At 51.7% G+C, this 13,350-nt stretch carries 12 protein-coding genes; all 12 read right to left on the bottom strand.

Annotated elements, in window-relative coordinates:
- Positions 1–104 precede the first annotated feature (104 nt).
- The 12 genes from ACFODX_RS11170 to mrdA all read right to left on the bottom strand — a co-directional run bounded on the left by ACFODX_RS11170 (position 105) and on the right by mrdA (position 13,287).
- Positions 105–293: a hypothetical protein gene (locus tag ACFODX_RS11170; protein ID WP_378119083.1), complete on the bottom strand. Its 189-nt coding sequence runs from the start codon at positions 291–293 to the stop codon at positions 105–107.
- 219 nt (positions 294–512) lie between these two features.
- Complete coding sequence (locus ACFODX_RS11165; protein WP_378119081.1) at positions 513–1,232, bottom strand: UbiA family prenyltransferase; 720 nt, start codon at positions 1,230–1,232, stop codon at positions 513–515.
- Between the two features lie 50 nt (positions 1,233–1,282).
- Entirely contained in the window at positions 1,283–2,647 is a 1,365-nt protein-coding gene (locus tag ACFODX_RS11160) for an alkaline phosphatase family protein (protein WP_378119079.1), read from the bottom strand.
- A gap of 8 nt (positions 2,648–2,655) precedes the next feature.
- The gene (gene eboE, locus ACFODX_RS11155) at positions 2,656–3,759 is read right to left on the bottom strand and encodes a metabolite traffic protein EboE (protein ID WP_378119077.1); all 1,104 of its coding nucleotides are present in this window, start codon (positions 3,757–3,759) and stop codon (positions 2,656–2,658) included.
- Positions 3,760–3,761: 2 nt separating this feature from the next.
- On the bottom strand, positions 3,762–4,907 hold the full coding sequence (locus tag ACFODX_RS11150; RefSeq protein ID WP_378119075.1) for a 3-dehydroquinate synthase: 1,146 nt from the start codon (positions 4,905–4,907) through the stop codon (positions 3,762–3,764).
- A 17-nt stretch (positions 4,908–4,924) separates the two neighbouring features.
- Positions 4,925–5,821, bottom strand: coding sequence for a TatD family hydrolase (locus ACFODX_RS11145; protein ID WP_324258412.1), 897 nt, complete (start codon positions 5,819–5,821; stop codon positions 4,925–4,927).
- A gap of 67 nt (positions 5,822–5,888) precedes the next feature.
- Positions 5,889–6,560 carry an EboA domain-containing protein gene (locus ACFODX_RS11140; RefSeq protein ID WP_378119073.1) on the bottom strand — a complete coding sequence of 224 codons (672 nt, stop codon included), beginning with the start codon at positions 6,558–6,560 and terminating at the stop codon, positions 5,889–5,891.
- A gap of 269 nt (positions 6,561–6,829) precedes the next feature.
- Positions 6,830–8,047 carry a D-alanyl-D-alanine carboxypeptidase family protein gene (locus ACFODX_RS11135; RefSeq protein ID WP_378119071.1) on the bottom strand — a complete coding sequence of 406 codons (1,218 nt, stop codon included), beginning with the start codon at positions 8,045–8,047 and terminating at the stop codon, positions 6,830–6,832.
- A gap of 93 nt (positions 8,048–8,140) precedes the next feature.
- Positions 8,141–9,034 carry a septal ring lytic transglycosylase RlpA family protein gene (locus ACFODX_RS11130; protein WP_378119069.1) on the bottom strand — a complete coding sequence of 298 codons (894 nt, stop codon included), beginning with the start codon at positions 9,032–9,034 and terminating at the stop codon, positions 8,141–8,143.
- A complete protein-coding gene (gene mltB / locus ACFODX_RS11125) occupies positions 9,034–10,026 on the bottom strand; it encodes a lytic murein transglycosylase B (protein ID WP_378120087.1) in 993 nt (330 codons plus the stop codon). The genes ACFODX_RS11130 and mltB overlap by 1 nt, the downstream gene beginning before the upstream one ends.
- A gap of 98 nt (positions 10,027–10,124) precedes the next feature.
- A complete protein-coding gene (gene rodA / locus ACFODX_RS11120) occupies positions 10,125–11,279 on the bottom strand; it encodes a rod shape-determining protein RodA (protein WP_378119067.1) in 1,155 nt (384 codons plus the stop codon).
- 1 nt (position 11,280) lies between these two features.
- The gene (gene mrdA, locus ACFODX_RS11115; protein WP_378119064.1) at positions 11,281–13,287 is read right to left on the bottom strand and encodes a penicillin-binding protein 2; all 2,007 of its coding nucleotides are present in this window, start codon (positions 13,285–13,287) and stop codon (positions 11,281–11,283) included.
- Positions 13,288–13,350: the final 63 nt, after the last annotated feature.

Below are 13,350 nucleotides of genomic sequence, written 5' to 3'. Positions count from 1 at the left end.
GGTTTTTATTTAAAAAACGCAGGGGCGGAGCTATCGCCCAAACTCCATGCAATTGATTGATGCAATTAATCGATGGTGTTTCGCTTGCTTTTTAAGCGCGCAATTCACATCAGGAAAGCATTAAGCAAAAGTATGCCGCTACCCAGCCACAGTAAAACCCGCAACTGTTGCGTACCGGATCCATAGTCTTTTGTAACGTAAGAGTATTTTGTAAGGCGCTGATCCGCAGCAACGCAGAAACAACGCAGGGTGAAACTTGCCCGAACTTCTTTATTGTTTAATTTTTCTTTCATTGTGTTTGAGTGCGGATGATTGCGCTAACACGGAATGGTTAAAAACATAATCATCGCCAGTGCAGAATAGTTTTGTCACAGCGGTGGAGGCAATATGAATACGTATGCAGAAAAACAGGCAGGGAAATTAAAACAGGGGCAAGGGCAAAGAGTTACATCGCGTAACAGCGGCACAACAAACCGCTGTTAGGTGTACAAAAAACAGCACAATTAATTCGCTTAATCACCGCGCACATAGCGCTGACCAACACGCGTTAACAGCATCATAGCGGCGCCCGCCAATAGCCACACAGGCGAAACAAGAATGGCAAGCAATAGGCCATCCACCAGCGCCATGGCCGCAATCATGCGGGGGATGACAGGGCCGGCGTAAGGTTTACCGCGAATATGCTCGTAGCGCGCCACCAGCGTGAGCGACAAGGTGTAAATAAATTGCACCCCGGCCGCCACTACTACCCACAGCAACCAATCTGCGGTTAAGGCCATGAGCACCACTACAAATACCAGCGCGCGCGCCAAGCCCATAATGGCAATACTGGCAGCGGTTTTTTTATGCACCCAATCGTAGAGTGCAATGGTGGCAAACAAAGCGAGCGCTGCAACTAAACCGGCTTGTGTAAAAGGCGCAAGCGCGATAATAAAAAACCCCAGCGCAAAGAGCATGCACGCAATAATCACGGCGGTTTTTACGCTTACACTGCCCACCACTAATGGGCGATAGGGCTGATGCTGTTTGTCCCACTGGTAATCGCACAAATCATTTAACACCATGCCGCCGCAATAAAATGCCGAGAGCGCAAGTGACAGCAGCGGGAACCAATGCCATTCAATCGCCTCCGGGCGCAGCTGGTGAATTAATACCATGGCGGTGAGCACATTCATCCACACGGTCGGTAAATTACTAATGCGGCACAGCGCCAACAGCGGTTTTATGTTCATGGAAAATTCCAGCGTAAAAAACAATTAATCAAAGAAAATAATCAAACTTATCAATCAAACACATGGCGCAACATTAACTCGCACACTTGCGTGGCGGCGATAGGTTCAGCGGGAACCAAGCTGGCTTCAGTGGACATAAAAATCGGCGTGGAGTCGGCACCGGACAAGGCTAAACCGTGGGAGCCTTTTACCTGCTCCGGCTGCATGGAAATCACATCCATTAAATAGCGGAAGCCCAATTTTTTGCGCAGCACTTTGCCTACCATGGTGAGCATGGGGAAACGCAGTTTGGGGTTAAAAAATAATTCGCAGGGGTCGTAACCCGGCTTGCGGTGAATATCAACCGTGGGCGCAAAATCTGGCGCCTTGCTATCATCCAACCAATAATAATAAGTAAACCAAGCATTAGGCTCAGCGAGCAAAACAAGTTCGCCGGAGCGTTCGTGATCCAGCCCCAACTCGCGTTTACCTTCGGCATCCAACACCCGCGCGATCCCCGGTTGCTGTTCAAATAATGTTTTAACGGACGGAATTAAGTGCGCATCTTGAATATACACATGGGCGATTTGATGATCGGCCACGGCAAAGGCTTTACTGGTTGCGGTTTCCAAATACTCGCGCCCCAAATCGGTTTTTACCGCGAGTAAATTCGCTTCGCGCAATATGCGATTGGGGTGCACCGGTGTGTCTACCGCGCCAATCCCGTATTCGGATAACACAATCACGCGGCAATGGCGCGCGGTAAAAAAGTCGAGCAACTTGCCCACCAGCGCATCCACTTCTTGCAGGTCTTTGCTGATATCGCCCTGGGGGCCGACTTTTTGTAAGCAGTAATCCAAATGCGGCAAATACACCAATTGCAAACTGGGAGATTTTTGTTGCTCCACCCAGATGGCGGCATCGGCAATCCAGGCGCTGGATTTAACCGAGGTCGCTGGCCCCCAAAATTGAAACAAGGGAAATGGCCCAAGCGCTTGCGATAATTCTTCGCGCCATTCCAGCGGGTAGCTGTAACAATCCGGCAACTTAATGCCATCGGCGCAATAGAGCGGGCGCGGCGTTAGGGTGTAGTCTGCCCCCGTGGCCATGGCGTACCACCAAAATGTATTAGCGCAGGTGAACGACGAATCTTTTGCGCGCGCCATATCCCAAATTTTGGGCGCTTGGATTAAACGGTTGCTCTGCCGCCACAACCAGACTTCATTTAAATCGCGGAAATACCAACCATTGGCGACTATGCCGTGTTCGGCTGGTGTTTTTCCGGTGAGGTAAGTGGCTTGCACGGCGCAGGTCACGGCGGGCACCATGGGTTTGATATCCACACTCGCGCCCAGCAATTTTTGTAAGTTGGGCGTGTGCTCGCCAATTAACTTGCGCGTCAAACCCACCACATTGATAACCAATGTCTGTTGCATAAAAACCCTTAATTATTGTGATCGAGCAATTGATTTACCCACTGCAATTCGCGCGCAATGGAAACATCCAGCGGGTAATCGCGCAAATGCGCTGGCAGGTTTTTAAAGCTGTAGGTTTCCACTTCCAGCGGGATGGATTTATCCAGCAGCGGTAAAAAATCCCGCAGAAAAAATTGCGTGGTGCCGCAGGCGCCTAAATGGTCGATAAAAATCGGCACATGAAAATGTACGCGGCATTCATCAAATTGTTCACCGGCATCAAGCGCCGTTTGTAATTGCGGCAGATCGCTAAAGCGCTGTAAACCGCTGGCATTTTTTGCCACCGCCTGATGCAAATACACCGGCTCGTTAAACTGCATGAGCTGCGCAATTTCGTCGCCTTGGGCGCGCAGCGCACTGGAGACTTGCACCTTGGCGATAGTGATATTGGCTGCACGCAAGCGCGCGAGCACTTCGGCAGCCGTTTCAAACTCCACCGCTTGATGGCAGCAATCAAAACAAATGCCGATGTAATTTTGTAAATGCACGGGGAAATTCATGCGCGCAAAAAACTCAAGCGTTTCCTCAATGGTTTCCAGCACGCAGCAAGGCTCAGGCTCCAGCGCCAAACGCACTAGAATACCGCTGCGCTGATGCAGCGCCTGCAAATGTTCCAACACCGCGAGCAAATTCGCGCGCACCAGCGGCCAATCACTTTCTGCAAAACCCGCTTTAAACGCGATGGGCACGGTGGATATTGAAATGGTGCTAGTGCGTGTCGCCAATGCCACCGCCAAATCGCCGAGCTGCTGGGTGTAACTAACGCGCGCTTGGGTGCGCCAGTCAGGTTCATAGACGGCGGCTTTTACCGGAGCATCGTGAAAAGTGCCGTAGGGAAAACCGTTAATGGTGAGCAAATAACAATTATGTTGTTCGCACCAAGCGCGGAATTCAGCGATTTTTTGCTCATCCAATTCCATGCTGGCTTGCTGCGCAATGCGCAGCCCCAGCGGGAATGCGGCATTAGGCGAAACCTGTTGTTTTACACTCAAGCCGTGGGATTCTAGGTTATCCAGCACATCTTGCCAGGATTCGCCGGGGTGAATATTGCTGCAATAAGTAAGTTGGCGCATGACTAGTGAGCGGGGAAATCGCGTAACAAAGTGTCGATGCAGCGCTGCATAACGGTTTCATCTATCTCATTAAATTGCGCGGCTTGGCCTTCACCGGTTAACAGGGTGATGCACAATTCACCGCCCAAATGCTCGCGGAAATCTTGCAGGGCTTTGTGAATATCCAGCTGGGTAAATGCACTGTGACTTAAGGCAAAACCCAAATCTTGCAAGGTGGTAAAAATTTTCTGCTGCAGCGCTGTGCTGATAAAACCCATCTGCGCTGAATAAAGGGAATCCAACGCAATACCAATAGCAACCGCTTCACCGTGACGCAAATCGTGATGGGATAACTCCTCCAAACGGTGCGCCGACCAGTGGCCAAAATCCAGCGGGCGCGCACTGCCGTATTCAAAGGGATCGCCACTGGTAGCTATGTGATGCAAATGCAATTCGGCGCAGCGGCGAATCATATAAGCAACGGCGTCTTCATCAAATTCAGCCAGTAGTTGGCGATTATCAAAGAGCCAATCAAAAAATTCTGCGTCTTTAATCAGTGCAACTTTGACAGCTTCGGCAATACCGGCGCGCTGATCGCGCTTGGGCAGTGTCTGCAACAACGCAAAATCATTAATCACCGCGTAGGGCGGCACAAAAGTGCCTAAATAATTTTTGCGACCTAAAAAATTCACCGCATTTTTTACGCCTATGCCCGCATCATTTTGCCCCAGCACTGTGGTGGGCATACGAATTAACCGTATGCCACGATGCGCGGTCGCGGCGGCGTAACCCATAGCATCTAGCACTGAACCACCGCCAATCACTAACACAAAACTGTGGCGGTCGATCTTGTAGTCCTGCGTCAGGCGATAAAATTCCTGCACTTCTTGCGGATCGTTTTTGCACAACTCACCACTGCGCACCACCAAGGGTGGCAGAATTAAATTGATCGTATCGCTGTGGCAGCGCGCATACTCTTCCAGTTCATCCAACATGTGCGGGTGATTTTTTAACACGTCCGCATCCACCACCGGGAAAAGTTTGTGCTCTTTATTGCCGGCGCGCCGCAGCAGATCGCAGAGCACGGGGTTTTCCACCGCAAAAGTGTGCCGGGTAAAGCTCACCGGAAATTCATAACTAACGCTAAAACGCTGGATAATTTGCGACATCTTTTTTACTGCAAATATTAATTGGGTACGGGTTCGTCAACGCGGGGTTTTTGGCCGCGCAAGACTGAGTTATCACTGTAGGACTGACGCTGGTCAATCACCGGCGCGCGCTGCAATGCCTCCACATCAATTTGACCGGACTGTGCATAGGCTGCAATCGCATTGCTCCAGGTAGTTAATTCCACCGCGGCGGGATCTATACCGCGCTCCAGCATCAACTGCGCGGTTTTGGGAACCGAGAGCGGATCACTCACGCCCCAGTCGGCGGAGCTGTCGACAATAATTCGCTCGGGGCCGTATTCGCGCACAATTTCCACCATGCGCGCCGAACCCATTTTGGTGTTGGGGTAAATCGTGAAGGCGGCCCAGGCGCCGTAATCCAACACGTCGCGCACGGTTTCTTCATTGTTGTGGTCGATAATTAATTTGTGCATAGGCACACCGATTTCGCGCGCGACATCCATGGAGCGCAAAACACCGCGTTTTTTATCGCGATGTGGCGAGTGCACCATGACCACCATATCGTAATCCACCGCCATTTTTAATTGCGCTTGATAGGCGTGTTCTTCGGCGGGGGTCATTTCGTCGTAGCCAATTTCACCAATCGCCACTACACCTTCTTTTAAAATAAATTGCGGCAAAATTTCCAACACTTCGCGCGCTAAACCTTCGTTGTTGGCCTCTTTGGAATTTAATCCAATCGCGCAGTAGTGAGCGATACCAAATTGCGAGGCGCGAAAACGCTCCCAGCCAATCAAGCTCGCGTAATAATCAATAAACGAACCTATGTTGGTGCGCGGTTGCCCCAGCCAAAACGCGGGCTCAATGACGGCGCGAATACCCGCCGCGGCCATGGCTTCGTAGTCGTCAGTGGTGCGGCTACACATGTGAATATGCGGATCAAAAAATTTCATAATAGTTTCCAGTGAAAAGCTGTCGCACTGACAGAAAAATACAAAAGGTCACTCGGCAAATAGGTCATCAAGCCAACAGCAGTTGCACATCGGCGGGAATGTCGCGCCCGGCACTGCGGCGTTCATCCACGTAGTCTTTTACCATAGCCTGCAATTCGGCGTTGTGGCGCTTATCCGCACCATAAATATTCGCCAGCGGCTCACCAATAAACAGGGCTTTGAGCAGCATTTGGTTCCAGGCGATATCGTCAAAATACAAAAAGGGATAAGGCGAATCACAGGCGACTGCCGCGAAAACCGAACGCATATTGGTGCGGCAACCTTCCGCTGCGCGCCACAGATGTTGTTTAGGTTCAGGCAAGAGGCAAAGCGCACGGTAATAAGCGCAGGTTTCGCCCTCATCAGCAAAACGAAACCACTGATTAAAACGATCAGCAAAATCGGCGGCAGCCAAATCGCGGCGCGCCAAGACAAAACTAATGCGAACGGTTTCCAGCAAGCTCCAGATTTTGGGATTCCATCCGGGGATTAATTGTGCCGCCGCGCTTATGTCTTCGCTGCCGGGTTCAAGCGGTTGCCGCGGTATATGGCGGCTCGCCAGAGAAATTAGCTGGGTAAAACGATCATCCGTGACGCCCGTGGAAATTTGTTCCTGAGTGCGCCTTACAAACTCCAGTGAAGCCGGATTTAAACGCACTGCCAACACACTATTTAATAGCGCCAGACAGGGATTGCTCATGATGTTTACAGCTTTTAGAGAGGGTTATTGTTTTTATCTCGTCCAACTCAGAGTAGTTTTAGGCAGGAGAGTGGAGCAAGATGAATACGTATGCAGGGTTGCCTTGGCCAATTATTGCCTGAACAACGTTCATTCAAATAAATATGACTTTATTAGATCACTACCAGCGGGAGGGTAAAAGAGAAGAATCGCTAAGAAAAGAAAAGAGGCGCCACCAGACAAGTCCAGCAGCGCAGCCGGCCGACTGCGCTGCCAGGTCAACCGCGCGCTTAACTGAACAAATTGCGGAAGAATAATTTCAAGCTGTCTAACAAACGAGCAAAAAAGCCCGCCTCTTCTACCGCATTAACTGCCACTATTGGGGTGTTTACCAGCAGCTGACCATCCAGCTCTACGGTGAGGTTGCCCAGCTCTTGTCCGACTGCAATCGGAGCCTTGATGACCTCATTAACATGCATCTTGGCTTGCAGTAACTGCTCGCGCCCTTTGGGCAGAGTCAGCACTATATCCTTGGGAATTGCCAAACTCACTTCCTCGGCTTTGCCCGCCCACACACGGGAGGTGCCAACTTGCTGACCGGCCTGATAGAGCGATGTGGTTTGGAAATAGCGGAAGCCATAAGCCAGAAGTTTTTCTGTTTCAGCCGCGCGTGCACTCTCGCTCGCAGTACCCATCACAACAGCGATAAAACGGGTATTGTCACGTTTGGCAGAAGCCACCAAACAATAACCCGCCTCGTCGGTGTGACCGGTTTTTAAACCATCCACGGCCTCATCGCGAAACAACAGCGTGTTGCGATTGGGCTGACGAATATTGTTGTAGGTGAAATATTTTTCCGCATGTAATGGGTAGTGGGTTGGGTGATCATTAATAATGGCGCGCGCCAACACCGCCAGATCTTTTGCTGTCGTCAAATGGCCTTCTGCAGGCCAACCGGAAGAGTTTTCGAAGTGGGTATCAACCATGCCGAGACGAGCGGCGGTCTGGTTCATCAGGTCCACAAATGCATCTTCATTACCCGACACATATTCAGCCAGAGCTACAGTGGCGTCGTTACCGGATTGAATAATTACACCGCGCAGCAAGTCGATTACCGGCACTTGGGTGCCCTCTTTGACGTACATGCGCGAGCCGCCCATTTTCCAGGCCTTGACGCTGATATTTACCAGCGAATCCTCGCTAATGCGGCCTTTCTCAATTTCATCCACCACCAGATAACTGGACATCATTTTGGTGAGACTTGCAGGAGGTAAACGCTGCGCCGAGTTGTATTCGGCCACAATCGAGCCGGTAGTGGCATCCACCAAAATATAACCGGTTGCCGCTAATTGCGGTGCGGCAGGAATAGCCTGTGGCTGCTGTTGCACAACCTGGCCCGGTACCGGGGTGGGCAAAGTGGTAGAGGGAACCGGAACACTGGGCTGCTGCGCAAACGCAAGGCCTGCACCGGCGAGAAAAATACTGGCGACAAATTGTTTAATCATCATGAGCTAAGACTCTGTAAAACAAGAAACATAAAAGAATGGCGAATTGTAACAGTAATGCAGCGCAGTGAATCAAACCTGAATTTGATTGAGGAATTATTGATAAACCACGTGAGCTTCAAATATTTTTATGCGCGCTAACTGATCGCGCGCATCTTGTAGGGATTTGGCATTAGTGAATGGCCCCACACGCACGCGGTGAATTTCTTTGGGGGACTGTGCAGATTGAATGGTCAGCGGATAAGTTAATTTAGTGCCTATATTCGCAGCAAATTGTTTAGCTGCGGTTTTTTGCGCAAATGCACCCACTTGCAAATAAGTGCCCGGCGGCAGCGCGGATTCATTTGACGAGGCCACGGCTTTACCGGCGCGCAAAGGAATGGGCGGCGCATCATTGGGCAAGGCAATTTCAACTTCTACACGCCCGGTGCCTGTTTTGTGAATGCCAATGCGCTGTGCTGCGGCATAACTCAAATCAATAATGCGCCCTTCATGGAAAGGGCCGCGATCATTAATACGCACCACCACACTCTTGCCGTTATCCAAATTTTTCACTCGCACATACGACGGAATAGGCAGGGTTTTATGCGCGCCGGTCATGGCGTACATATCGTAAAGCTCGCCATTTGACGTGTGATAACCGTTAAATTTTTTTCCGTACCAAGAGGCGTAACCGCGCTCTTTGTAAGCGCTTTCATCTTTAATCAAGTGATAGGTTTTGCCCAACACCGTGTAGGGATTTTTATTGCCGGCGATAGTGCGCACTTCGTAGCGCGGCACCGCATCAGGCACGTGGGATAAATCTATCTCTTCATCGGGGCCAAAATCTTTTTCATGGGCATAGCGACCATCATTGGGATTGTGGGGCGGCTTGGCTTTTCCTGTCGGCGCTTTTTGAGGTGATGAACAAGCCGCGAGTAACAGCGACAACGCCAACAAACCAATGTGACACTTGCGAATAAATGCGGTTGCCTGCGCCACCCGAATCATTAGTTCACCCTCGCCATGTTACTGATGGATTTATTCATGGCTTTTTTTAATTCCAGACTCAAATCGTAGACTGCCATGGCATACATGGGGCTGCGGTTGTAGCGCGTAATGGTGTAAAAGTTTTGCAGGCCAAACCAATACTCCAAACCGTTTACACCATCAAATTCAATCGCGATTGCCGGTAAATTTTTACTGGCTTTGGCAATAGGCACTACTCCAATTTTTTTCCATTCGCCCAGGGTTAATACCGGTGGCACCACTTTATTGAAGGCGTCATTGGCGATGACTTGCGCGCGCGCCTGCGACAATCGCGCCGGCACTACGACCGCTTTACCACTTTGCCAACCGTGTTTTTTAAAATAGTTGGCGACACTGCCGATGGCATCGGTTGGGTTATTCCAAATATCAGTGAAGCCATCACCACTGAAATCCACCGCAAAATTGCGATAGCTGGACGGCATAAATTGCCCGAACCCCATAGCACCGGCATAGGAGCCTTTAAATTCCAGGGGGTTATGTTTTTGCTCGCGCGTGAGGATGAAATAATTCACCAGCTCCGAGCGAAAAAAAGGCGCGCGCGGAGGATAGTCAAACGCCAGTGTGGTGAGTGCATCAATGACTTTCCAACTGCCCATATTGCGGCCGTAATTGGTTTCCACACCAATGATCGCAACGATAATTTCAGCGGGCACACCGTACTGTTTCTCTGCCGCTGCCAGTGCGGCACGATGCTCCTGCCAAAAGGCAAGCCCATTTGTAATGCGCATGGGCACAATAAAAATGGGGCGATATTCTTTCCAGGTTTTGGATTTTTCCGCCGGCCGCGCAATTGCATCCAGAATCGGTTGACGCTTCTCGGCACTGCGCAGGATCGACTCCACTTCACTGGCAGTAAAACCGTGCTGTTGTACCATTTCATCGATAAACGCCGGCGCCAGTGGATGTTTGCTGTAATCGGCAACAGCAGGCGCGGTCATTGCCACCCCCAGCATCAATGGCAGCGCTTTGTTGAACAGGCGGGTTTTGAAAAATCCGTGGATAAAAGACAAGATAAAACCTCGATATTGAATTAGCGGCATCAGGATTAACATCAGCCTTGTGGTGTCATCACCCGTTTTTTCTCGGTTGAGATAGCCATCAAAATGCCGAACCCGGCAAAGAGCGCCACAATAGCAGTGCCACCCTGACTAATCAGCGGCAAGGGCACCCCCACAACAGGAAGCATGCCGGACACCATACCCATATTGACAAAGACATACACAAAAAAGGTGGAGCTAATACTCGCCGCCAGCAGGCGGCCGAAAGTGTTTTGGGAATTCACTGCAATCATCAAACCGCGAATAATCACCATGGCATAGATGGTCAGCAGCAATAGCACTCCCAGCAGACCAAACTCCTCCGACATCACCGCGATAATAAAATCAGTGTGTCCCTCGGGTAGAAAGTCCAGGCGCGACTGGGTGCCTTCCATCCACCCTTTGCCCGATAAACCGCCTGAACCAATAGCGGTTTTGGACTGGATAATATTCCAGCCAGTACCGAGCGGATCCTGGGTTGGGTCGAGCATGGTTAACACCCGCTGGCGCTGGTAGTCGTGCATCATAAAATGCCAGATAGGCCAGAGGCTGGCGAGAAAAATGACCACCGCCGCGGCGATGTAACGCCACAACAAGCCGCTAAAAAACAGCACCATAATGCCGGAGGTGGCCACCAGGATTGAGGTGCCCAGATCAGGCTGCTCGATAATTAACGCCGTAGGCACGCCGATAAGCCCAAGCACTGCCACTACATGCTTAAAACGCGGCGGCAAAAAGCGCCCGCTCAAGTAAGCGGCAATCGCAATCGGCAGGGCGAGTTTCATGATCTCGGAGGGCTGGAAGCGGAAACCGCCGATCTGCAGCCAGCGCTGCGCGCCCATAGCCACGTTGCCAAAGATGGTGACCGCCACCAGCAAAATCACGCCGCCTACATAGGCAAAAGGCGCCATACGCCGCATGAAATCCACCGGAATCTGCGCCACGGTAAACATAGTGGCATAGGCGATTGCAAAAAAAGTGGCCTGCTTTTCAACGCTCGGCAAGTTGTGACCGCTGGCGCTGTAGAGCACCAACAAACCAATCACCGTCAGCGCCATTAACAGTGCCAACAAGAAAAAGTCGATGTGCAAGCGCTCCGCCAAACGTGCGCGCCGGCTAAAGGCACTGGCGGCTTCCGGCATACGGCGTAAAAAGTCCTGACGACTCATATCAGTTACCTACCGCCGCTGCAGAGGATACCGATGCTGAACTCTGGGCGGCGGCCTGCGCCTCGCGGGCGGCCTTGCGTTCGGCAATATAGTTGTTGGCGCGTTTGATGATCGCGGCGGGGTGAAAGCCCAGGGGTGGCACAAAGTCATCCTGCCCCAGGTAATAACCCAACAGGTGCGCATCCATCATGGCGCGTGCAACCGGCGCTGCCTGACTGGAACCACCCTCGGCATTTTCCAGCATCACCGCCACCGCAATCTGCGGGTTCTCGACCGGCGCAAAAGCGATAAACAGGGCGTGATCGCGATGACGCTCCTTGAGCAGTGCCGAGTTGTATTTGGCATTTTGCGCAATACCTACCGCCTGAGCAGTACCCGACTTACCGGCCATGCGATATTCCGCGCGCTCTGATACTCGCCGCGCCGTGCCGCGGGCACCGTGCATTACCTCTGCCATACCCTCGTAGATGGCATCCCAATATTCCGATTTGGTGTCCAGTTGGCTCTCCACAATCGGCGCCAGCGGTTGATCACCGATCTGACGGACAAACTGCGGACGGTAGCGCACCCCGCGATTGGCGATGGTGGCGGTCATAACCGCCAGTTGAATGGGGGTCATGAGCACAAAGCCCTGGCCTACAGACATATTTACTGTATCCCCCGGATACCAAGCCTGCCCTTTGGCACCGCGTTTCCATTCACGCGATGGCCAAACGCCCTTGCGCTCGCTCGGGATATCGATACCGGTCAACATGCCTAACCCAAAATGGGAACCGAACTTGCTCATATGGTCGATTCCCATGCGCACCCCCAGATCCCAAAAATAGGTATTGCAGGACTCAGCAATCGCGGATTTGAGGTTGACCATGCCGTGGCCACCGCCGGTCTTGGCCAGAATCCAGTCGCGATAGATGCGCGAACTACCAGGCAGAGTGTAAAAGCCGCGGTCGGCAATCGCGCGATTGACGTCGGTGAAGCCGTGATACAAACCGGCCAGCCCCATTACCGGTTTTACCGTTGAACCGGGCGGGTACTGGGCTTGCAGGAAACGGTTAAACAGCGGGGTATCTATGTCTTGATTGAGCGCACGGTAGTTGGGCACGCTGATACCTGTCACAAACAAATTGGGATCAAAACTGGGGTAGCTGACAGCGGCCAGCACGCCGCCCGTTTTTACATCTATCGCCACCACAGCGCCGCGCCGGCCGCGCATCACCGCGGTTGCCGTCTCCTGTAAACGGGCATCCAAATACAGGTGCAAGTCGCTCCCCTGTTTGGGGTCGATACGATCCAATACCCGCATTACCCGCCCGCGCGCATTAGTCTCCACATTCTGGCTACCGACCTGCCCGAGCAACACATCCTCATAACTGCGCTCTATGCCATTTTTGCCAATCGAGTGAGTACCTGAATAACGCTGCACTTGCTCAGGTGTAAACGCGGCAACTTCTTTCTCGCTAATACGCCCGGTGTAGCCAATCACATGGGCAAAAAGGTCGCGGTATGGATAGTTGCGCACCAACTCGGCATTTACCTCCACGCCTTCGAGCAAATGCTGGTTCACTGCAACTTTTGCAATCTCCTCTTCAGTCAGGCGATAACGCAGGGGCACAGGGTCGAGTGCGTGGCGGCGCTGTTTTTTTGCTTTATAAAACTTTTCCAGATCCACCGGGGTTATATCGATCAGTGTTTTCAGCAAATCCAGGGTGGTATCCAACTCAGCCTGATTGTTACTGATGACATAGAGGGTAAAGCTGGGCTTGTTGTCAGCCAGTAACTCACCGTTGCGGTCAAAAATAAGCCCGCGCGTTGGCGGAACTGGCTGAACATGCACGCGATTGCGCTCGGATTGGGTAGCGTATTCTTCGTGATTAACGATTTGCAGATCGTAATAGCGGTAAACCACTGTAGAGGCCAGAATCAGCATAAAGCCAGCCATCACCAGAATGCGATTGCGGAACAGTTTTGCCTCGCGCTGGTAATCTTTAAACTGTTGCTCTTCTTGCATTCCGGGGCCAGGGTTTAATCAAAAGGTTACAGATAGGGAGCTGCCATCACAGAGGCAAGTCAC

Origin of the sequence: Cellvibrio fontiphilus (genome assembly GCF_042646205.1) — a bacterium.
GTDB classification, from domain to species: domain Bacteria; phylum Pseudomonadota; class Gammaproteobacteria; order Pseudomonadales; family Cellvibrionaceae; genus Cellvibrio; species Cellvibrio fontiphilus_A.
This window is presented reverse-complemented; position numbering and strand designations above follow the sequence as displayed.

Excerpts from the sequence above, each read along its gene's own strand:
- ACFODX_RS11135 (WP_378119071.1), bottom strand. The coding sequence starts at position 8,047 with ATGATGATTAAACAATTTGTCGCCAGTATTTTTCTCGCCGGTGCAGGC.
- ACFODX_RS11150 (WP_378119075.1), bottom strand. The coding sequence starts at position 4,907 with ATGTCGCAAATTATCCAGCGTTTTAGCGTTAGTTATGAATTTCCGGTG.
- ACFODX_RS11140 (WP_378119073.1), bottom strand. The coding sequence starts at position 6,560 with ATGAGCAATCCCTGTCTGGCGCTATTAAATAGTGTGTTGGCAGTGCGT.
- ACFODX_RS11165 (WP_378119081.1), bottom strand. The coding sequence starts at position 1,232 with ATGAACATAAAACCGCTGTTGGCGCTGTGCCGCATTAGTAATTTACCG.
- mltB (WP_378120087.1), bottom strand. The coding sequence starts at position 10,026 with ATGCTGGGGGTGGCAATGACCGCGCCTGCTGTTGCCGATTACAGCAAA.
- rodA (WP_378119067.1), bottom strand. The coding sequence starts at position 11,279 with ATGAGTCGTCAGGACTTTTTACGCCGTATGCCGGAAGCCGCCAGTGCC.
- ACFODX_RS11145 (WP_324258412.1), bottom strand. The coding sequence starts at position 5,821 with ATGAAATTTTTTGATCCGCATATTCACATGTGTAGCCGCACCACTGAC.
- ACFODX_RS11170 (WP_378119083.1), bottom strand. The coding sequence starts at position 293 with ATGAAAGAAAAATTAAACAATAAAGAAGTTCGGGCAAGTTTCACCCTG.
- ACFODX_RS11160 (WP_378119079.1), bottom strand. The coding sequence starts at position 2,647 with ATGCAACAGACATTGGTTATCAATGTGGTGGGTTTGACGCGCAAGTTA.
- mrdA (WP_378119064.1), bottom strand. The coding sequence starts at position 13,287 with ATGCAAGAAGAGCAACAGTTTAAAGATTACCAGCGCGAGGCAAAACTG.
- ACFODX_RS11130 (WP_378119069.1), bottom strand. The coding sequence starts at position 9,034 with ATGATTCGGGTGGCGCAGGCAACCGCATTTATTCGCAAGTGTCACATT.
- eboE (WP_378119077.1), bottom strand. The coding sequence starts at position 3,759 with ATGCGCCAACTTACTTATTGCAGCAATATTCACCCCGGCGAATCCTGG.